The organism is Halalkalibaculum sp. DA384 (genome assembly GCF_043951955.1).
GTDB lineage: Bacteria > Bacteroidota > Rhodothermia > Balneolales > Balneolaceae > JAMQKA01.
On the sequence record NZ_JBINJE010000010.1, the window covers coordinates 60746 to 80884 of the forward strand.

Sequence of the window (20139 nt, forward strand, 5' to 3'; positions counted from 1 at the left end):
TTGATTACTATTGCGCAAGATTCCGACGTAATCCTCATTAAACCGAATTATTAAACTAAAACACCACAGGAGTAACTCACATTGTTAAGAATAAGATTACAGCGAAGAGGCCGTAAAAAGCGTCCCATCTATCACGTTGTGGTAGCCGACAGCCGCGCACCCCGTGACGGACGTATTATAGAAGACCTGGGACGGTTTTATAACCTTTCCACATTAAACAAGTTGGAACTTGACAAGGATCGCGCAATTCACTGGCTTAAACAGGGAGCACAGCCCAGCGACACGGTTCGCTCCATCCTGAAAAAACAGGGCCTGATGTACAAGATGCACCTGATCCGCTGGGGCAAGTCGGAAGAGGAGATTGAGGCCGCCATGGAAGAATGGCGCGAACAGCGGGCCGAAAAAGAGGAGGAAAAAGAGCCCTCCAAAAAGGAAAAGCGGCGCGCCCTGCTCGAAGCCGAAGAAAAAGAGTACCAAAAACAGCTTCAGAAAAAGGCGGAAGAGGCAGCCAAAGAGAAGGCCAAACAGGAAGCCCTTGCCTCCGATGAAGACGAGGAGGAAGAAACCAAGGCGGAAGAAGCAGCTTCAGAAGAACAAAGTGAACCTGAAGAATCAGCCGAAACCGAAGAGATTGAAGCCGAAGCTGCTGAAGAAGCAGTAGAGGAGACTGAGGTTGAAGAACCCGAACCTGATGCAGAAGCAGAGGAAAAAGAAGAAGCTGCTGCAGAAGAGGAACCACAAGACGAGGTCGAAACATCCGATGTTGAAGAAGAGGATGACTCGGAAGAAGAGGTGGAGGAAGAAACAAAAGCGGAAGCCGAGACCGAGTCTGATGACACCCCTTCTGAGGATGATGATTCCGATGATGAAGAGGCCAAAGTTTCGACCGACATGCTGGCCCAGGAAGCGATTGATCACATTGAAAATACTCCGCTCGAAGAGCTGGAGGGTTTTGTCACTGAAGATGAAGATCGCGTAACCGTTCAGCGCGCCTGGGAAGAGAAACAGGAAGAAGGCTAATTCAAACGTGTGTACTAGCATCACAGGTATAGTGCATCAATGCCATGCTGGAACCTATTGAAAACCAGTACCTGTTGATTGGCCGCATAAACCGGTCTCATGGAGTCCACGGGGAGGTGCTAATCATCTCGGACGTGCCGGCTCCCACGCTTTTTGATGAAATCAACCTGGTACACCTCCAAAACAGCAGGGGGGATTTGATCCCCGCACGCATCGAATCGGCGCGGGCCGAGGAAAAGCAGAACCGGCTCTCGTTCTTTGTACAATTTGAACACGTCACCGATCGGAATGAAGCGGAACAGCTCAAAAATTCCGCGGTGTACGTAAATCGTGATGCGGCCGAACCGCTCATCGATTCATCCGAAGTGCCGGCAGATTACTCCGGCTTCCAGGTGTATGACGAAAAGGGTCAGCATCTCGGGCAGGTGGATCTGACGATCGACAATCCGGCGCACCCGATCCTGCAGGTTGCCACTACGGATGGCCGGCAGCTGCTTATTCCCTGTGTGGATGAATATATCCGCGCGTTTGATGAAGAGAATCAAAAAGTTGAATGCAAAAACCTGGATCAACTGGAGGGCTTGTAAACGATGATGCGAATTGATATCATATCGGCCGTTCCGCAGTTGCTGGAGAGTCCGCTGAACTACAGTATCGTCGGCAATGCCCGAGAAAACGGACAGGTGGAAATTCACCTGCACGATCTCCGTGACTATTCCGAGGATAAACACAATAAAGTGGATGATTATCCCTACGGTGGCGGTGCCGGAATGGTGCTTACCCCCCAGCCGATCTTCTCCTGCATAGAGAAGCTAAAAGGCGAGCGGAAATACGATGAGATCATCTTTACCTCTCCCGGCGGGGAACCCTTTAATCAACAGGCGGCCAACAAGCTTTCTATTCAACAGAATCTGATTCTGCTCTGCGGCCACTACAAGGGGGTTGACCAGCGCGTGCGCGATATGCTGGTCACAAGGGAGTTCAGCATTGGAGATTATGTGCTTTCCGGCGGCGAACTACCCGCGCTGGTGATTACAGATGCTGTCGTACGCCTGTTGCCGGGCGTGCTCGGTGATGCGGAGAGTGCATTAAACGACTCGTTCCAAAATGACGGGCTGCTGGAAGGCCCCGTGTACACGCGACCAGCGGAGTTCAAAGGACACAAAGTTCCGGGTGTTTTGCGCTCCGGAGACCATCAAAAAGTAAAAGAGTGGCGGTTTGAACAGTCACTTGAACGAACCAGGCAACGAAGACCTGACATTTACAAGAAATTCTTAAAAGAACACTAAGGACAGTACAATGGATAAGCTTAAACTTGTCGAACAAACATTAGTCAATGAAGATATTCCCGAATTTCAAGCGGGTGATACCGTAAACGTGCACTATCGTGTGCGCGAGGGAGAAAAAGAACGTATTCAGCAGTTTGAAGGCGTGGTTATCTCCCGCAGCGGCAGCGGACCCAATGCCACGTTCAACGTCCGTAAGATCTCTGTGGGAAACGTCGGTGTTGAACGCATCTTTCCCGTTCATTCCCCTTTCATCGCCAAAATTGAAGTAACACGTCGAGGCGATGTCCGGCGCTCCAAACTTTACTACCTGCGTGAGCGACGAGGCAAGGCGGCCCGAATTAAGGAGAAAGATCGCCGGGATAATGAATAAGTAAGTCCGTACCTGACGTTGCGGTTGAAGCCCGGTCCCTGCAATTCAAAGTGCAGTGCACTCTGTAAGAATGTGCTGCACTTTTTTATTTCTTGAGCTGAAAATAACCGCCTCGGGGGATGAGTTGTCGGTTATTAGGTATTGCTTTATTCAAATACCTAATAACCAGTCCACACATAACTAAACTACACTGCAGCTGCATCTGGACGGACGGCTCACGAATCTCACGGGCGGATTGAGAGGATTATGTATTTCGAGGAGAGTGGGGCGGGATGGAGACGCGGACCTTCAATCTTCCTGAATCTCTTATCTTAAGAGGAACTTTGGATATGCCTTTTCAGGGAATACTGAGCTGCCTTTATTCCAAGAGTAGAGACGGCGACATGTCGCGTCTCTACTACGAGCCTGCACAGGCTCCATCGGGTATCCCATTCACCGCCTATATCTTTGGGTTCCTTTTGGCTCAAGCTAAAAGGAACAGCTCTTCTTCGAAAAATAGCTGCTTTTTCCGTTGAGGCTTCTTCACCCTTCCTGCCTGTTCATCTTTTATACGGTAAAAAAATGAATCCTTCAAGCTATCACCAACTGTGGGAAAAAAGATCGGCCTTTTGAAAGACAGGAATCAGGCCGATAAAGGCAGCGCTTATCTTTTCGTGGCCTCGTACACCACCATCGGGGGCACATTCAGGAACTCCATCTCAGTGCTGACATTGCCGTTGCCGAAGACTTCACGCAGCGGATCTTTCAGGTGCCCGGACGTTTGATAGGCCAGAAATTTACCGCCCTGCTTGAGCATTTCCTTGGTCTGAAGCAATATTGAAGACTTTGTTTCAGGCTCCAGGAAAGAGAAGGGAATGCCCGAAATTACGTAATCCACTGCATTCAGGTACCGACTCCCGAGCAGTGACTTCACATGTTCCACACTTTCGTTAAACACCTCTACGCGGGGATCTGAAATTTCCTGCAGCTTTTCATAAAATGCTTCATTGGTCTCAAACAGGATCAGCCTGGAATCCGTCGTAAGATGCTTCAGCAGGTAATCCGCAAAAACGCCGGTCCCCGTCCCATATTCCAGAATCACATTATCCTTTTCAAAATCGATCGGCCCGCACACCCGCCGTATCAACAGTTTTGAAGAGGGAGTTACGGATGCTACATCTTTGTCTTTTATGAAGCTCTTCAGGTAAGTAATTGTGCTTTTCAAAATATCCAATGTTTTTTCAGTTAGTCGTTACCGGACGTTCAGGTCGAAATAATCGATAACTTAATAACAGTTCGCTATAATTCTTGTTCCAGTTGTTCAATTTGATCCCGAATTCGTGCGGCCTCCTCGAACTCCATGTTCTTCGCCGCAGTGTACATGGAATCACGTAGATATTCGAGAAAATTCTCCTTGTTTTCAAATGTAACCTCTTTCATGGCGGGGTTCGCTTTATACTTTATACCGTCCTCAGCCACTTTAACGACCTCCAGGGCCTCCTCTTCCTCCTCCGATTTCTCATCGAGGTCAAATGACTGTGCGGAGATAAGTGCGGGATCCACCAGCGGCTTGAGCTCTTTTTCAATGGTTGTCGGCGTAATGCCGTGCTCCTCGTTGTACTCTTTCTGAATTTTCCGGCGCCGTTCCGTTTCATCGATTACGGTCTTCATGCTGTCCGTAATCTTGTTGGCATAGAGAATCGCTTTCCCCTCCACATTCCGTGCAGCACGACCCACAATCTGGAAGAGCGAAGTTTCGGAACGCAGGAAGCCCTCCTTGTCGGCATCGAGAATGGCCACGAGGCTCAATTCCGGGATGTCGATCCCCTCCCGAAGCAGGTTAATCCCCACCAGCACGTTGAAGTCTCCGCGCCGAAATTTGTAGAGAATTTCAACCCGCTCCAGCGCATTCAGCTCGCTGTGCATATAAGCGGCGGAAATCCCGATGTTTTTGAGATATTCGCTCAACTCTTCACTCAGTCGCTTCGTCAACGTAATACAGAGTACGCGATCGTTCTTTTTGACACGCTCGCGTATCTCGTCAATCAGGTCGTCAATCTGGTTGTCGACGGGACGAACCTCAATTTCGGGTTCCATCAGTCCTGTGGGCCGTACGATCTGCTCAACCACGACGCCGCCGCTTTTCTCCAGCTCGTAATCGCTGGGGGTTGCACTCACAAAGATACACTGGTTGACGAGCGATTCCCACTCCTCAAATGTCAGCGGACGGTTATCCATCGCGGAGGGGAGCCGAAATCCGTGTTCCACCAGCTCCAGTTTCCGGGAACGGTCTCCTCCGTACATGGCGGAAATCTGCGGCACCGTCTGGTGACTTTCATCCACAACCAGCAAAAAATCGTCCGGGAAATAGTCAAACAGGCAGTAGGGACGTTCGCCGGGCTTCCGGTTGCTGAGATAGCGTGAATAATTCTCGATACCGGAGCAGTAGCCGATCTCCTGCATCATCTCGATGTCAAAAAGTGTGCGCTGCTGCAGCCGCTTGGCCTCCAGGAATCGCTGCTCATCTTTCAGCACCTCGACGCGCCAGTGCATCTCCTCCCGAATCTGCTGGATCGCCTGCTCCAGCCGGTCCTGGGTTGTCACATAGTGGGAGGCGGGATAAATCCTGAACTCCTCGACGGCCTCCAGAACGTCTCCCGTATCCACGTCGAATATCTCCAGTTTTTCGATCTCGTCACCCCAGAACTGGATTCGCAGTCCATCCTCGGCATACGCCGGGTACAGATCCACCACATCTCCGCGCACGCGAAAAGTACCGCGCCCAAAATCGTGATCTTTGCGGGTATAGTGAAGGTCGACCAGGTCATACAGCAATTTATTGCGTGGAATCTCCATCCCCTGCTCAAGATTGATAATCAGCTTGGCATATTCCGAGGGAGAGCCGATCCCGTAAATACAGCTGACCGAGGAGACGATGATCACATCGCGCCGACCCGAAAGCAGCGAGCTGGTAGCCCGGAGGCGCAGTCGCTGAATCTCATCATTGATCGAAAGATCTTTTTCAATATATTTGTCCTGCGACGACAGGTAGGCCTCTGGCTGGTAATAGTCGTAATAGGAGATAAAAAACTCTACCCGGTTGTCCGGGAAAAAATCGCTGAGCTCGCGGTACAGCTGCGCAGCCAGCGTCTTGTTATGGCTCATCACCAGGGTGGGACGCTCAACCTGGTTGATGACATCGGCCACGGTTCGTGTTTTGCCGGAACCGGTAATTCCAAGTAATGTTTGATATTGATCGCCCCGCTCAAGACCTTCCACCAGTTCTTCAATGGCTTGAGGCTGATCTCCGGCAGGCGGAAACGGGGATTGTAAATTAAAATGGGACATGTATGCGACTTATGCTTCTACTTTATTCAACCGGGTTATTGTTTACCGTTGCAAAAAAGTTGCGATCTCTTCCATTACGATGTGGTACGATGGTCGGGCAACCTCCGCTCATCAACCAAATAACAAACAAGGGCTCTATACAAGTAAGATCGGAGATATAACGTTCAGTGAATACTGCCAATACCTGTATATTTCTGGTTCTTTTTCCGAATCAGGATAAAAACAAAAATTGGTGCTTATCATTCTCCAAAAATCACATATTTTTAGACCAATTGACAGTAAAATTTAAGACATCCTCCAAATCGCTTGTTAGCGACTGGACGGTGGAAACCCATAATGTTTAACATGACTCCAGAAGAACAACAGCTAACTCCCCAGCGGGAACGTATTGACGAGATCGACCAGCGAATTCTAGACCTGCTGGCCGAGCGAACACAGATCGTAAATACCGTGCTGGATAAGAAAATACAAAACCAGCTGCCTATTTTTGTAGCGCACAGGGAAGATGCCAAAACCGAATCATTTCGCGAACAAGCCGAACAACGGGGTCTGGATGCCGACTGGGCGGAGGATTTCCTGCGGATGATCATGTCCTCATCGCGGGCCAGCCAGTCTACCCGGGAATTCCCGCGTGCAACCGAGCATCCGAAGCACATACTGCTGGTCGGGGCTGAAGGCGGCATGGGGCGCTTGTACGCCCGAATCATGGAACAGACCGGCCACCACGTCTACAAAATCGACAAGAACAACTGGCATGAACTCGAGGCGATGGCCCCCAAGCTGGACATGGCGATCGTCACCGTACCGATCAATGTAACCGACGATGTGATTCGCCGGCTGGCCCCCAAACTGAAGCCGGACACGATCCTGGCAGATTTTACCAGTAACAAATCTGATCCCATGAAGGTGATGGTGGAGAGCCACGAAGGTCCGGTGCTGGGCCTCCACCCGATGCACGGACCCGATGTGCACAACCTTTCAAAACAGCTCATGGTTTTCTGCCCCGCCCGCGATCCCGAGCAGTCAAGCTGGTTCCGTAAGCAGTGCGAACTCTGGGGCATGCAGATTATTGAGGCCGACCCGGAGAAACACGATCACGTAATGCACCTGGTACAGGGCCTGCGACACTTTGTAGCCCTGCTCCACGGCTCCTTCATGAAGAGCTACGACCTGAAGCCGCAGGATATCCTGGACTACTCCAGCCCGATCTACCGCGCGGAGCTGATGATGACCGGACGTATTTTTGCCCAGAGCGCCGAGCTGTATGCCGATATCGTATTTGCCAATAAAGAACGCAGAGAACTCCTGCTCTCGTTTTTTGAGCATCACAAAAAACTGGTGGAAATGGTGGAAAAAGACGACAAACAGGGATTCATAAAAGAGTTTGAAGCGGTGACCGACTTTTTTGGCAGCTTTGCCACGCAGGCCCTGGAAGAGAGCAGCTACCTTATTAACCGGCTGGCCGACCGATTCGCGTAGTCGGTTCAACGGGAGGTTTTTCCTGGGTGAGCCGTTACTCAAAATCAAAACTCACGGCAATCTCCGTTCCCTCAACGTCAGGAACAGAACGGACCTCGAGATCCCCTTCCAGCTGTTGCGTGAGCGTATTCACAAGGGTCATACCAAGTGAATGCTGTTTTTGAATATCAAAATCCGGACCAATCCCCACCCCGTTGTCGACAACCTTCATTTGCACCCGGCCGCTGTGTTCGCCGATGTGGATCCAAACGGTTCCCCCGTCGCGGCCTTTAAAGGCGTGCTTGAATACATTCGACACCAGTTCATTCAGGATAAGGGCGGAAGGGATCGCCTGGTTGATATTCAACTGCACGGAATCCATCTCAAACTTGACACTCACATTCTGTCCCTCGGAGTGGTAGGTATTCTCAATCGTCTGGATCAGCTCTTTCACATAGCGGTCAAATCCTATACCGGAAAGAGCTTCTGACTGGTAGAGCTTTTGATGAATCATCGCCATCGACTGTATCCGCATTTGGCTCTCCCGGAGGGTGGCAAGGGTAGCCTCATCATCCGTATTCATCGCCTGCAGTTCCAGCAGCCCTGAAATGACGGCCAGGTTATTTTTAACCCGGTGATGGATCTCCTGCAATAGTACTTTCTTTTCGGTGAGCGACTCTTTTATGACCTCCTCCTGGTGCTTGCGCTCAGTAATATCATGCAGCACCGTCTGTATTGCGTCTTCTCTCCTGAAAGTAATCGGGATGGAATGGGTCTCCACAACACGTTCTTCGCCGTCAAGACGCACCATCACCAGTTCCCCCGCATCGATTCGGCAGTTGTTTTCCAGGCGCTCTTTCCGCTGCTCAAACAGATCACGATAGTCAGGATGGCAAAATGTAACCAGTTTCTTGCCGATGAGCTCTTCGATCTCCGAGGCCCCGTACAGCTGTAGACCGGCCCTGTTGATAAACTTGATTTTCCCGTCCTGAATAATCTGTACCGGTTGCGGATTTTCTTCAACCAGGCGCTGCCAGCGTTCTTCGCTTTCCTGGAGCCTGCGTTGTGCTTCTTTCTCCCGCGTTATATCCTGGGCGATGCCAAATACACCAACTATCTCCCCATCAACATAGATCGGCAGGTTGGTAATCTTGAGATCAAGCTTTTGCCCACCTTTGTCAGTAACCTGCACCTCAAATGTCTGTGGAGTTCCCCGGGTAGCCTCCCGGAACTTCCTGGCAGCGCGGTCGCGATCGCGGGCGACAACAAGCGGCTTAAAACCGATCTCCTGCAGTTCACCGGCCGTATACCCGGTCAACTCAACCAGCGCCCGGTTTGCCCTTACAATGTTACCCTGCAGGTCAAACGAAAAGACCGCGTAGGGATTCCGCTCAAACAGTGATTTAAACCGCTGCTTGCTTCTTTCCAGCTCTCTGAAAGTGTCTTTGCGCCCCGTGATATCTTCCAGTACCCCAAACACGCCTTGTACCTCACCATCCACGAACATCGGGAACTTGGTAACCCTGATTTCCCGCCGCTCTCCTCCGTTGACCACGACCCGGATTTCATCCTGGCTCGGCTTCCCGGAAACGGCCTTCTCAAACTGACGGCGGTTGTCGCTCAGATCTTCTTCAACGATCAGCGACTGAAAGTTCATCGACCGCAGCTCACTACGGCTGTAGCCCGTAAATTCGAGCATGCGCTTGTTAAAACCGCGGAAATTGCCTTCCAGGTCGAAATAGTACGCCGGCTGGGGGTTATGCCGGAAAAGCGAGCTGAACCGTTGTTCCACCTCTTCGAGTCTCTTCTCAGTACTTTTCCCTCCCGTGAGCTCCCGGATAAAACAGAACAGGTACTCGGGCATCCCCTCCTCATCACGAATTAACGCGCCGCTCAGGTAGATCGATACCGGCCGGCCAGACTTAGCGATCATTCGTTTTTCCAGGTCGAACTCCCGCTTCTTCCCCTTCCTCAATTCATCAAGTGCCTGTATTATTTCTTTCTTGTCGTCGGGATGGAAAAGATCAGCCAACACGCGGTCCTGAAGTTCCCGGCTTGAATATCCCAGCCGATTACCCAATGCAATCGGATTCGCCCTCCACGTTCCATCAAGGTTAATGCTGCATTTTAATACGAGTCGTTCTTTTGTTGCATACCCTAAAGCCATATTCTTTATATCAACTACTGTGTTTGTCAGGATTACCCTCTCTGCTCTTGGTTGTCATGCCCCGGACCTGCCAGGAGATCGAACCTCAAGATCCTCCGCAGGATCAGCGGCTGCCTCTTTTGTGTTCACGGACCGGGTTTCGGGATACCTGAAAAGCTGTACCCAAAAATACTTCGAATAGATTCAACCGGTAAACATATTTATTTAACTGATTTACCCATATCCGTATTCGCCCCATGTCGATTACGAACTAAAAACCAACGCTGAAACATAACCTTTTACCACTTTCTTTCACAATAGACAACGCTGCTTCCCGGCCTGTAACCCATCAGTTCGAGATCTGGGTATCCAGGAATGCCCGGAACTCGGCCGTATTATAATTGGCCATACCCCGCTTTTTGACCAAAATTCTGCCCTCTTTTCCGATAACAAATGTGGTGGGAAGTATTGTACTCTGCAGGCTTTTGGGTCGTGGACCCGCAAGCTGATATACCGGGAGGGTAAAATCCTTCCTTTCCAGGAAATCATCCGCCTTGCTCTTCTCCTCATCCATCGATACCATGACAAACTTGACCTGCTCGTTGTCGCGGTATTGCTCATACAAAGCCTGGATGTTGGGCATCTCCGCAATGCAGGGTGGACACCACGTTGCCCAGTAGTTTAGAAAAATTACCTTTCCCCTGAACTCAGCCAGGCTGACCGGCTCTCCCTCAAATGAAATAAGCTGCATATCATATGATGCCGCTTCCCGTTCCGATACGGGCACTTCAGTTTCCGGCTGAATCAGCCCGGTCCAGAGCACCGCCTGCTGCAGCCGGCCGAGTACCTCGGTATGCAGCCCCGTTGCGTACAGAACCGCGCCCACCAGCAGGATAACTCCCCACTCTGCCAGGTCACGTTTACCAAACCACCTGGAGTCTCCGGCTTTCTGTTTCGTTTCGCTGTTTTTCTGATTCATTCCTGCATCAATTTCTGTTAGGGGCCTTTGCAGAACCTGCCATTTTGTTGGGAGATAGTTGTACTACCGACCTTGGTGACCTTTTAACGGGAGTACAACTCCCTCAAAACGAGGAATTAAGGGTTTTGCAAAAGCCCTCTGTTAGTGGAACGTTGCAAGGAGTCAACGTTCTTTAGTTTTCGGCGGATATGACTTCGCAGCCCGCTCGTTCCGGATGATCCTGAACATATGTTCCCCGCTCCAGGTTCCGTATCAACCACAAGATAAGAATATCACCCGAGGCCGTAATCGACAGCAGGTACCCAAACAGCGTAAACCAGGCGTGCCCGGTTGTCAATCCTGCAAGAAAGGGAACCACGCCCAGCAGTAGCCCGGGCATGGCCGCTCCCCAGCGGTAGGCATTGACCTCCAGCGGTTCCCTGCAGTGGGCATACGGGGCGAGGGCGGAAAAGTTGACACCGAATTTAATTGAGCTCCACGACTTGTTGCCAACGCAAATCCATGTCAACCCGTGAAGCAGTTCATGGGCCACAATGCCCATCAGCATCAGGAACACAAAAAACAGCGGATCTTCATATAAAATGATCAGGTCACTCCCTGTTTTTTCCAGTCCCCACAGCGCGCCATATGGAACCAGGAGCAACAGGCTCAGCGGAATGAAAAGCAGGAAACTGACAAAGTTTGCCTTCAACATCGATACCGAGTACTCGTCGTTACTCATCACCTGCCGCAGCTTCCGATTCCTCTTCAGACTGCCGTTGGGCAAGCTCGCGGTCAAGATCCAACAAGGCCGCCGGTTGACCTTCAATCATTTTCAGGCGCTCAAAAATTTCGCCGGTGACATCCTCTTCCTCCACCTGCTCATCAATGAACCAGTGCAGCAACGACTTCAGCGGGTAATCCTCTTCGTCCTGGGCAAGTGTATACAGCTTGTGAATACGCTTCGTAATGTATTGTTCGTGGTTCAGTGCCCGCTCGAAAACCTCCTGCGCCGAACTTACATCCACCTCCGGGGCTTCCAGCGTTTTAAGCCGGACCTCACCACCGCGCTGCAGCAGGTGATTATACAGCCGCATGGCGTGATTAATCTCCTCCTGCCACTGCAGTTTCATCCAATGGGCAAACCCGTTCAGATTCTTGGATTCGAACCAGGCTGAAAATCCCAGGTAAAGATATGCCGATTGAAATTCAGCCCGAATCTGGTCATTGACTTCCTCTTCTATCTGTTTTTTAATCATCACAAACTCCATTATTTGTTATTTGAGTGTAGATCCTTTTGCCGCCCACCAGGGATGCACCTCTACCACCAGCCGACCCGCTTTTACCGCCGGATCCTGCTCTGCCAGCGATCGGGCCTGCTCCAGTGTAGCGGTATTATATATTACAATTCCACGAATATCACCGTCATCTCCCAAGGGCCCGGTAATGCTGGTATGGCCTTCCCGGTATACTTTGGAAAGATAATCCAGGTGTTGCTGCTGAATCTCTTCAGCTTCCTCCTTTGATTGACTTCTTTCGGGACCCGATTTGAGAAATACTATAAAATATTTCTGCATCGTCACGGTTGAATCCTCCCACTGCATCTGGAAGGTTTCCGGTTCCGGCGAAGATTCTTCCGCGGGAACCGCATCCTGTGCCCATCCGGGAAGGGCCATACTGGCCAATAAAAGTAACAATGCTACAGGCTTCATTTTCTGTGCCTTCTATATTTTTAGTTGACGTCAGCTTGGGTTAAGAAATAGCGAATTCGAAACAACGTTCATACTTTATAAAAAAATATTTCGACTTCACGGAAATGCCGGTATTGGCAAAACAACAGTTTGACAAAACCCTCCTTAAAATCTAAGATTATTTTAGCAGTCTTCAATTATTGATTTATTGAGGCCCTCTGATAACTGCTGCCCAGTTAATTCCCGTTTTCAGCAGCAGATCGATTCTTACCTCCTGAAAACCCAGGAAACCTATAGGATTTAGCTCAATCTGATACATAAACGTCAGATTTTGCAAGAATTTCGAGACAGGTACTGAATCCACTCCCGCTGCTGCTGAAGCCGTTCCCGGTAACGCGATGAGAGCTTTTGGGCGTTCAACTTCCGGATCCACCTTTCCGCCAGCGCCATGTTCCCGGTATATCCCAGGTGGTGTATCATCGAAAGGTACGTGCTAAAATAATCCATATCGACCGGCAGTGCCGCAAGGCGGGCCGCATAAAACCGAAGCAGATCCCTCTCCTCCTCCGCTGTCTGCAGTAAATTTTCCACCGTTCTCATCTTCAACCTGTAATAGGCCCGGTCAAACCGAGTGCTGTCCAACAGGGACTCGCTAAAACGCAGCTGCAGATCATATTGCCATTGCAGCGAGTCCATGCGTACGACAAACGCTTCCTCAAAAGTGGTATCCGATTGCTGAGTTGCCAGCTCCATCGCCCGGTTCAAGTGCTGCCGGGCCTGCTCTCCCCGCCCCGCCAACTGGCAGGCATCGGCCGTTAACAGTTGCACCTCAATGCGACACGGATCCAGATCAGCTTCCCGAATGACCGGTTCCGGTGTACCGGCCTTCAGGTTCCAGACCATCCAGAGGAGGTCAGAGGAATATCGGGTCGTATCAATCCGCCTCAATTCCGTAAGCGCCCCGAGTGCAACTGCGGTATCACCACGGGTCTGGCTCAGTAAAAACCGGTCAAAAAGCTCCGCGGCACGAGATACTTTGTGCGGGCACGGTTGCTCAAACACGGAAGGGCGGCCAAACATGTCGCTGGCCCGGCGCCGGTCACTGCTGTCAATACGGACCGAATCGAGCCTGTGGTGCCAGCCGGCCACCAGATCTGCAAACGGCCTTTCGTACCCGTGTTCTACATCTCCGCATTTGTAGGCATTTACAAAATGCTGCGGTGGGTAGGTCTCGATAAGATAGCGCACAAATGAACCGGCGGTCGTATAGCTTACCGGCGACCTGCTGGTATAAAAGCCCCAGTAGGAAAGCGACGACTCCATCTGCTCTGCATTCGGATACGGCCCGCCTGCGGCTACCAGCTGGTCGATCGTGGAGCGCGGGGAGCGATCAGGCGCAAGTGCAACCGCAATCCCCTCCGTCAACCCGATATTGGGAACCAGGCCCGGCCACTCCAGCAGCGCGGTTACCGCGTGGACTATTTCATGTTTGAGCGTCCCCTCCACCTGTCCCCTGGCAATATGTACCTGTGGAATGCGCTGCCATACCGTTACATAACTGGTGTACTTGGCGCCAACGAGCTGTTTCTTTTGCCACGGGTCCGCGTAGAGATAGAGTTCAATGGGATTTGCCGAATCAGGCTGTTCTATCTCGAGCGCCTTTTGAACCTGGCTGACATAAAACTCCGTTTCCATTCCCAAACGATCAATCTCGGAGGGGGAAAACGCCTTTTCATCATAATAGAGCCGGGCATGCTCCGTCTCAAGGACGCCGCCAAGCTGCTGTTGCAGATACTCCCGGGGAGTAACGATACCCATCTGTTCCAGTTGCGTATATCCCAACACCAGCCCTAGAGTAGCCAGCCCGACGATCCACTTGTAGAATCGATCTTTGTGGAGCACAGGAATCAGCCAGACAAGCAGAACCCAGCACAAAGTAAGGAATCGAAATCCAACGAGTGAGAGCGGGAAGTGGACCGCTTCATCATAAATCGGGCCAGGCCAGTATCCCCAGACATGATTAAAAAAATAGAGTTGAGGCAATGTGAAAAATTCGTAGAGCAATCCACCTGCAGCGATTAAAGAGAGTGTACCTAGAGTCAGGAATCTGGGGAACGGTACCTTAAACAGTCGGAACAGCCGGCCGGTTCCATATCCAAGGAAAACGCTGGGTGCCGGCAGAAAAAGCCAAAATCCCAGCCCGTGAACCGTATAGCACCCGGTGACCACCGCATAGAATAAAAGCGGAAGCCCCAAAAGATAAAGAGCCGCCAAAATTTCCATCACACACCTGAGATCCGGCTTGCTCCGCCCGGTTTCGCTTCCCGAAATGCCTCCCCAAAACGCTCCGGTGGCAGCGGCGATAATCGCAGATTCGATATGAAAATCGCTCACCAGCGGTATAAAAAGGAGACCCATTCCCGCTAAAACGGGGGCTAAATATCGAAACCTTGTGATCATTCATTTAAGATGTTGGTGGACAACTCTGCTTTACCGGTGTTCAGGATTTAAAGATCGTACTCAATACAAACCAGATATTTTCCTTTCGTTCGGTCAGCCGCCGTTTAAAATACGGCAACCACATGGTGCCGTACGGCACATATATACGCGTGTTGTATCCCTGTGCCGCCAGTCGTTCCATCGTTTCCTGTCGCAGCCCGTACAACATCTGAACTTCGAAACGCGCCTTGTCGATCTTTTGGTCTTCGGTGTAATCCAGCAGCCACTCTATCAACTGGTCATCATGAGTGGCCATACGCGGGCAGGGCGTGCTATCCAGCAGTTTGGCGGCATATTCTTTGAACGCCTCCCGTATGGCCGGCATCTCCTGCAGGGCTACCTTCGCCGGTTCCTTGTATGCTCCCTTGCAGAGGCGAATGTCAGCCCCCATCGCGGACAGCTCGTCAATATCCTGTTTTGAGCGGTGCAGGTACGCCTGGATAACAATCCCCACATGGCTGCCGTAGTTGCCAAATGCTTCCCTGAAAATATCGATAGTGGCCTGCGTATAGTCGGAGCCCTCCATATCTATGCGCACAAACTGGTCGCGTTTCCGGGCCACATCCAGCAAGCGGAACAAATTATCACGGCAAAATTCCGGGCCAATGTCGAGTCCCAGCATGGTAAGTTTAATCGAAATCGTGCTGTCCAGACCCGCCTCCTCTATTCCATGAATCAGGCTGATATAACCGTCCGTCGCCTCACGAGCCATCGTGCGACTTGTTACATTTTCGCCCAGCATGTCGAGGGTTACGCTGATCCCCTTTTGGTTCAGGTTTTGAACTTTGGGAATCGCCTGGTCCAGGGTCTCTCCTGCTACAAATCGACTGGCAAGAAAAAAAGGTAACTTCATTTAGCTGACTATTCTCTTTGACTTTGAAACGTATAGAAAATAAGCATCCGGACTACAAAATGTAGCTGGATTCCCCTGTATCCAGGAAGAATAAGAGTTATGGAAAAATAACCCTGCCAAACCGTTCTTCAGCATTCTTCCAAAGTAATTTCGAATCCTTTTCTGAAACATTCTAACAGGCGATTTCGTAACAAGTTCGTGTTTTAAAATCATAACCTACCGGAGAAAATGATGACTGCTCGTAATATTTATATCGCCAAAGTGCTGATTGCAATGGGCCTTTCGCTGCTGATAACGCTTCTGTTGATTATTCCAGCGTCAGCCAAAACCCTGAAAACGGGTCTCGATGATCCCTATCGAATTGAGGAGTTCAATATAAATGCGCCCGGGGAGCTGGAGGTTCGAACCTCGGGAGGACATATCACGGTGGAGGCCTCGGAAACCGACCTGGTTCGTGTTGAAATGTATGTCCGGCGCGGGGGACGGGAACTGAGTCCATCAGACACAGATCTTGACGATTTTGATATCAATATTTCGCAGTCGGGGAGCACAGTAAAAGCTATTGCGGAGAAGGAGAGCAAATTTTGGAACTGGGGGCGAAATAATCTTTCAATCTCCTTTGTGGTATATACTCCCCGGGAGATGCAAACCCGTCTCCGTACCAGCGGGGGACATATTTCTGTGTCCGGTATTGAGGGTAACCAACGGCTCTCGACCAGCGGAGGACACCTGGAGATGACCAACATGAGAGGCATAGTTGAGGCACGGACTTCAGGCGGACATATCGAAATCCGGGACTTTGCCGGCCAGATGGATGCCCGCACCAGTGGCGGACATATTGAGGCGGAGCAGGCCGAAGGCAGCATCAATTTACGAACCAGCGGGGGGCATATTGCTCTGAAACAGATAGCCGGCAGCATAGAAGCCCGGACCAGCGGCGGCAATATTGAGGCTGAACTGACAGGCGTTGACGAGGGGGTAACCCTCAATACCAGCGGTGGACACATCAATATCAGCGTGCCAGATGGCATCGCCCTCAATATCGATCTCAAAGGGAGCAGAGTCAGTACCAGGCTCAATAACTTTACCGGCGAAGTTGAACGGGACGAGGTGTCTGGCTCATTAAACGGGGGCGGACCAACACTTTCGGCGCGGACTTCCGGAGGCAGGGTACGCATTTCCTACAATTAGTTCCCGGTCAGCTGGGAGTCTGGATTTTCACCAAGAAATTTATTCTTCAGCAAGGAAAAGGGCCGCGCAGACGTACCGTTGTACGTTGAGCAAGTAGATTTTCCCTTTAACGCATTTAACGCAGCTGAAGGGCAGATCTCGCAGCGCTTTACACCCTGTCAAATAAAAAGGTCGACAAAATATGAGGCTAGATACGGCCTGCCATCAGGGTACATGACTTTTGCATACATTATCGTGAGAAATGCAGCCTAGGTCATAGATGTTGGGTCAAACAGAAATTTATTTATTATAAATTCATACAATAAACGTATACTTTACTTCTGTAATAAGAGAAAGAAACTGTTCATTCCGGACAGGTAATCGTTATAATCCGAAATAATAAAAATCAGAGTTATGAAACTCACACACATATTTACGTTTATTGCATTCATCGCACTGGTAGGTGCGTGTGGAGGTGGAGAATCCAGCGATCAACAACAAGCTACCCAGGAAGAGAGCACCAGCGACGTACGAACCATTGAAATCATTGGTATCGATGCCATGAAATTTGCCGTTGAGAGTGATGCCGAGGGCATTTCCGTAGTCGATGACCTGGGATCAAGTGATGAACTCGTGCGTCTTGAAACGATCTCGGCACAACCCGGAGAAGAGATTAGAATTGAACTGACAACCCGCAGCCAGTTGCCCGCTACAGCCATGGCTCACAACTGGGTACTGCTCTACCTGGATTCGGATACCAAAGCGTTTATAAACGCGGCTGTTCAGGCCAAAGAAAATGATTATATCCCCCAGGATATGACGGATCAAATTATTGCAGAAACTGAACTTGCCGGTGGTGGAGAGACCGTGAGCGTCACTTTTACCGTACCTGAAACCCCGGGGGAATATGAATATGTCTGCAGCTTTCCCGGACACTATTCTGCCGGCATGAGAGGAACACTGGTGGTCGAATAGTAAGCTGAAAATTTCAGTTTTCAATTATATTATACAAAAGCCCGGTAATACTTCTTACCGGGCCTTTTTTTAAATTGACTGAATTCAATTGCTATTTGACTTTCAAGTAAACAGGTTGCCGGGTTTCTACCGCTTTTTCAGAAGCCCTTTGGATGTCGTCAATAAAATTGCTTTCAGAACGGGATAACACGGTAAACCCATTGGTTCCCTTCTCTTCCAGGTCCAGGACAGCTGATCCCGCGGCGCAGGTCACCTTAATATGCATCGGGGTATAAATTCCCAATGTCAGGTTTCCCACAAGCATATTGACAAAACTCAACCGGGTTTCTACCATGGCAACTCCGTTGCTGCACTCCTCGGCCGCCTCAACGGTTTTGGGAGGTACCAGCCCAAAGATCCAGGAGGAGGCAAAACTTTGCTCATAAACCCGGGCGGAAGGTTCCAGATCCGTTGTTACCTTGGCGTGATAACATCCGGAAACGGTCAACACCAGGCACGCCAGCACTACTTTTTTTATTAAGGTCATATCCACTCCATATTTAGTTATTTTTTGTCTTTCAGCTTTTTCACTCAAACCGAATAGCGATACTATATTCGCACATAAATAAATAAAAAACAATATGTTAGGACACGTTTACCGGTTGAAAGTGTTCCTATTTTCTAGTTTCGGAGGACCAATCTCCCTAAATCCCTCTTCTCTAGAGGGACTTTCGGTGGTCATGCCACTGAAAGCAGAAAAATTGCATGTACTTTGCTATGGGAGTTCCTCCCTGGAGAAGGAGGACAGGAGGAGTGATTCTGTATTAACGAAATAGGTGGCTTAAAACAAATTGTTAACCGGTATACGCGTTATCTTAAAATAGATTCTACTAATTTTGCCTGTATTTCTTACATAGGAATTGGCCCCGCCTGCCGCGTTGTTCTCTTCTCCTACTGAAAGAACAGTTCCTGGTGAGGAAATAGGGATTAAGGAGGAATAATAATATACTGGTAGTCCAAACGGTCGTAAATAGAGAGCAATTTGGGAATTTCACCAACCGGGACTGTAAGTGGCACGTTTGGCAACATCGCCGGGCAAGATGGAGTGTGTTGATACCAGGTTACAGCATTTCCTGGAAACGCTCGTAGGCTGCCTTCTGCAATTGATCGCGGTGATCGGGATGAGCAATTTCAATCAGGGCCTTTGCCCGCTGACTCATATTTTTTCCATATAGATTGGCCACGCCGTACTCTGTGACAACATAGTGAACGTGAGCCCGTGTTGTTACCACGCCCGCCCCCTGCTTCAGGTACGGCACAATTCGTGATATACCCTTGCTCGTGGTTGAGGGTAGAGCAATAATCGGCTTTCCTCCGTCGCTGAGGGAGGCCCCGCGTATAAAGTCCATCTGTCCGCCAACTCCGGAATAATGGTACGTCCCGATCGAATCGGCGCAAACCTGTCCTGTGAGATCCACTTCCACCGCACTGTTGATCGCCGTGACCTTCGGGTTTTTGCGGATAACGGCCGTATCATTTGTATAGGCCACATCAAGCATTGCCACCTGGGGATTGTCATCCACAAAATCATACAGTTTCTGGGATCCCATCAAAAAAGTGGACACAATCTTGCCGGGATGACGCTTCTTTTTTTTGTTGTTGATAACCCCGCTCTTTACAAGGTCGATAATACCGTCTGAAAACATTTCGGTGTGGATCCCGAGATCCCTGTGATTTTTTAGCGCTTTCAGCACCGCGTTGGGAATTCCGCCGATTCCCATTTGAAGTGTTGCCCCGTCTTCAACCAGCTCGGCGCAGTAGTTCCCGATCTTTTGTTCAATCTCACCGGGTTCCCCAGCAATATGTTCCGGGAGCGGTGTTTCATGGTCAACCAGTGCATCAAGCTCCGTAACATGCACCATTCCATCTCCATGGGTTCGGGGCATTTTGGGATTCACCTGGGCGATCACATGTTTGGCGGTCTGTACCGCTGCCCTTGAGGCGTCAACAGAGACGCCGAGTGAACAGAATCCGTGATTGTCGGGGGGCGAAATCTGTACCAAGGCTACATCCAGCGGCAAAATATTGTCACGGAATAGGTATGGGGTTTCGCTCAGGAAGATCGGCAGGTAGTCGCCCCGCCCTTCATTGACAGCCTTGCGGACGTTGGCTCCCACGAACAGGGCGTTTACTTTAAAACTTTCACTGTATTGAGAATCGGCGTACGGGGCCGGACCCTCGGTGTGGAGCGAGATTATTTCCACATCCCTGAGCTCTTGATGGCGGGCGGTCATCGCCTCCAACAGGTGGTGCGGGGCAGCGGCTACGCTGTGGACAAACACCCGGTCACCGGATGAGATTAATTTTACAGCTTCTTCGGCGGTTACAAATGTTTCCATAATAT

18 protein-coding genes are annotated in these 20139 nt (G+C 50.4%); 7 read left to right on the forward strand and 11 right to left on the reverse strand.

What is annotated here, in order from left to right; all coding sequences use genetic code 11:
* Window positions 1-81 precede the first annotated feature (81 nt).
* The 4 genes from rpsP to rplS are packed head-to-tail and all read left to right on the forward strand — an operon-like array spanning window position 82 to window position 2679.
* On the forward strand, window positions 82-1020 hold the full coding sequence (gene rpsP / locus ACG2E4_RS07740) for a 30S ribosomal protein S16 (protein ID WP_395276198.1): 939 nt from the start codon (window positions 82-84) through the stop codon (window positions 1018-1020).
* 44 nt (window positions 1021-1064) lie between these two features.
* Window positions 1065-1607, forward strand: a complete 543-nt coding sequence (gene rimM / locus ACG2E4_RS07745) for a ribosome maturation factor RimM (RefSeq protein WP_395257557.1) — start codon at window positions 1065-1067, stop codon at window positions 1605-1607.
* A 6-nt stretch (window positions 1608-1613) separates the two neighbouring features.
* The gene (trmD, locus tag ACG2E4_RS07750) at window positions 1614-2309 is read left to right on the forward strand and encodes a tRNA (guanosine(37)-N1)-methyltransferase TrmD (protein ID WP_395276224.1); all 696 of its coding nucleotides are present in this window, start codon (window positions 1614-1616) and stop codon (window positions 2307-2309) included.
* Window positions 2310-2319: 10 nt separating this feature from the next.
* The gene (gene rplS / locus ACG2E4_RS07755) at window positions 2320-2679 is read left to right on the forward strand and encodes a 50S ribosomal protein L19 (RefSeq protein WP_395257559.1); all 360 of its coding nucleotides are present in this window, start codon (window positions 2320-2322) and stop codon (window positions 2677-2679) included.
* A 643-nt stretch (window positions 2680-3322) separates the two neighbouring features.
* On the opposite strand, the gene ACG2E4_RS07760 is transcribed toward rplS, so the two are convergent.
* Together ACG2E4_RS07760 and uvrB are read right to left on the reverse strand one after the other, a co-directional pair.
* A complete protein-coding gene (locus tag ACG2E4_RS07760; protein WP_395276199.1) occupies window positions 3323-3883 on the reverse strand; it encodes a class I SAM-dependent methyltransferase in 561 nt (186 codons plus the stop codon).
* Between the two features lie 74 nt (window positions 3884-3957).
* The gene (uvrB, locus tag ACG2E4_RS07765; RefSeq protein WP_395257563.1) at window positions 3958-6006 is read right to left on the reverse strand and encodes an excinuclease ABC subunit UvrB; all 2049 of its coding nucleotides are present in this window, start codon (window positions 6004-6006) and stop codon (window positions 3958-3960) included.
* Between the two features lie 345 nt (window positions 6007-6351).
* Between uvrB and tyrA the strand changes: the two genes are divergently transcribed.
* Window positions 6352-7485 (forward strand): bifunctional chorismate mutase/prephenate dehydrogenase, encoded by a 1134-nt coding sequence (gene tyrA, locus ACG2E4_RS07770; RefSeq protein ID WP_395257565.1) that lies wholly within the window; start codon window positions 6352-6354, stop codon window positions 7483-7485.
* Window positions 7486-7519: 34 nt separating this feature from the next.
* Here the strand turns inward: tyrA and ACG2E4_RS07775 are convergent, their stop codons facing one another.
* The 7 genes from ACG2E4_RS07775 to ACG2E4_RS07805 all read right to left on the reverse strand — a co-directional run bounded on the left by ACG2E4_RS07775 (window position 7520) and on the right by ACG2E4_RS07805 (window position 15611).
* Window positions 7520-9631 carry a PAS domain S-box protein gene (locus ACG2E4_RS07775; protein ID WP_395257567.1) on the reverse strand — a complete coding sequence of 704 codons (2112 nt, stop codon included), beginning with the start codon at window positions 9629-9631 and terminating at the stop codon, window positions 7520-7522.
* Between the two features lie 328 nt (window positions 9632-9959).
* On the reverse strand, window positions 9960-10589 hold the full coding sequence (locus ACG2E4_RS07780; protein WP_395257569.1) for a TlpA family protein disulfide reductase: 630 nt from the start codon (window positions 10587-10589) through the stop codon (window positions 9960-9962).
* Window positions 10590-10761: 172 nt separating this feature from the next.
* Complete coding sequence (locus ACG2E4_RS07785; protein ID WP_395257571.1) at window positions 10762-11310, reverse strand: DUF3267 domain-containing protein; 549 nt, start codon at window positions 11308-11310, stop codon at window positions 10762-10764.
* Window positions 11303-11827 (reverse strand): ferritin, encoded by a 525-nt coding sequence (locus ACG2E4_RS07790; RefSeq protein WP_395257573.1) that lies wholly within the window; start codon window positions 11825-11827, stop codon window positions 11303-11305. The genes ACG2E4_RS07785 and ACG2E4_RS07790 overlap by 8 nt, the downstream gene beginning before the upstream one ends.
* Window positions 11828-11845: 18 nt before the next feature.
* Window positions 11846-12280 (reverse strand): YciI family protein, encoded by a 435-nt coding sequence (locus ACG2E4_RS07795; protein ID WP_395257575.1) that lies wholly within the window; start codon window positions 12278-12280, stop codon window positions 11846-11848.
* A 303-nt stretch (window positions 12281-12583) separates the two neighbouring features.
* Window positions 12584-14677, reverse strand: coding sequence for a hypothetical protein (locus ACG2E4_RS07800; protein ID WP_395257577.1), 2094 nt, complete (start codon window positions 14675-14677; stop codon window positions 12584-12586).
* A gap of 82 nt (window positions 14678-14759) precedes the next feature.
* Window positions 14760-15611 (reverse strand): proline dehydrogenase family protein, encoded by an 852-nt coding sequence (locus ACG2E4_RS07805; protein WP_395276200.1) that lies wholly within the window; start codon window positions 15609-15611, stop codon window positions 14760-14762.
* A 228-nt stretch (window positions 15612-15839) separates the two neighbouring features.
* Between ACG2E4_RS07805 and ACG2E4_RS07810 the strand changes: the two genes are divergently transcribed.
* Both ACG2E4_RS07810 and ACG2E4_RS07815 read left to right on the forward strand, forming a co-directional pair.
* Entirely contained in the window at window positions 15840-16802 is a 963-nt protein-coding gene (locus ACG2E4_RS07810) for a DUF4097 family beta strand repeat-containing protein (RefSeq protein ID WP_395257581.1), read from the forward strand.
* A gap of 393 nt (window positions 16803-17195) precedes the next feature.
* Window positions 17196-17756: a plastocyanin/azurin family copper-binding protein gene (locus ACG2E4_RS07815; protein WP_395276201.1), complete on the forward strand. Its 561-nt coding sequence runs from the start codon at window positions 17196-17198 to the stop codon at window positions 17754-17756.
* Window positions 17757-17847: 91 nt separating this feature from the next.
* On the opposite strand, the gene ACG2E4_RS07820 is transcribed toward ACG2E4_RS07815, so the two are convergent.
* Complete coding sequence (locus ACG2E4_RS07820; protein ID WP_395257585.1) at window positions 17848-18282, reverse strand: Bor/Iss family lipoprotein; 435 nt, start codon at window positions 18280-18282, stop codon at window positions 17848-17850.
* A 574-nt stretch (window positions 18283-18856) separates the two neighbouring features.
* Entirely contained in the window at window positions 18857-20137 is a 1281-nt protein-coding gene (locus ACG2E4_RS07825; RefSeq protein WP_395257697.1) for an acetyl-CoA hydrolase/transferase family protein, read from the reverse strand.
* Between the last annotated feature and the right edge of the window lie 2 nt (window positions 20138-20139).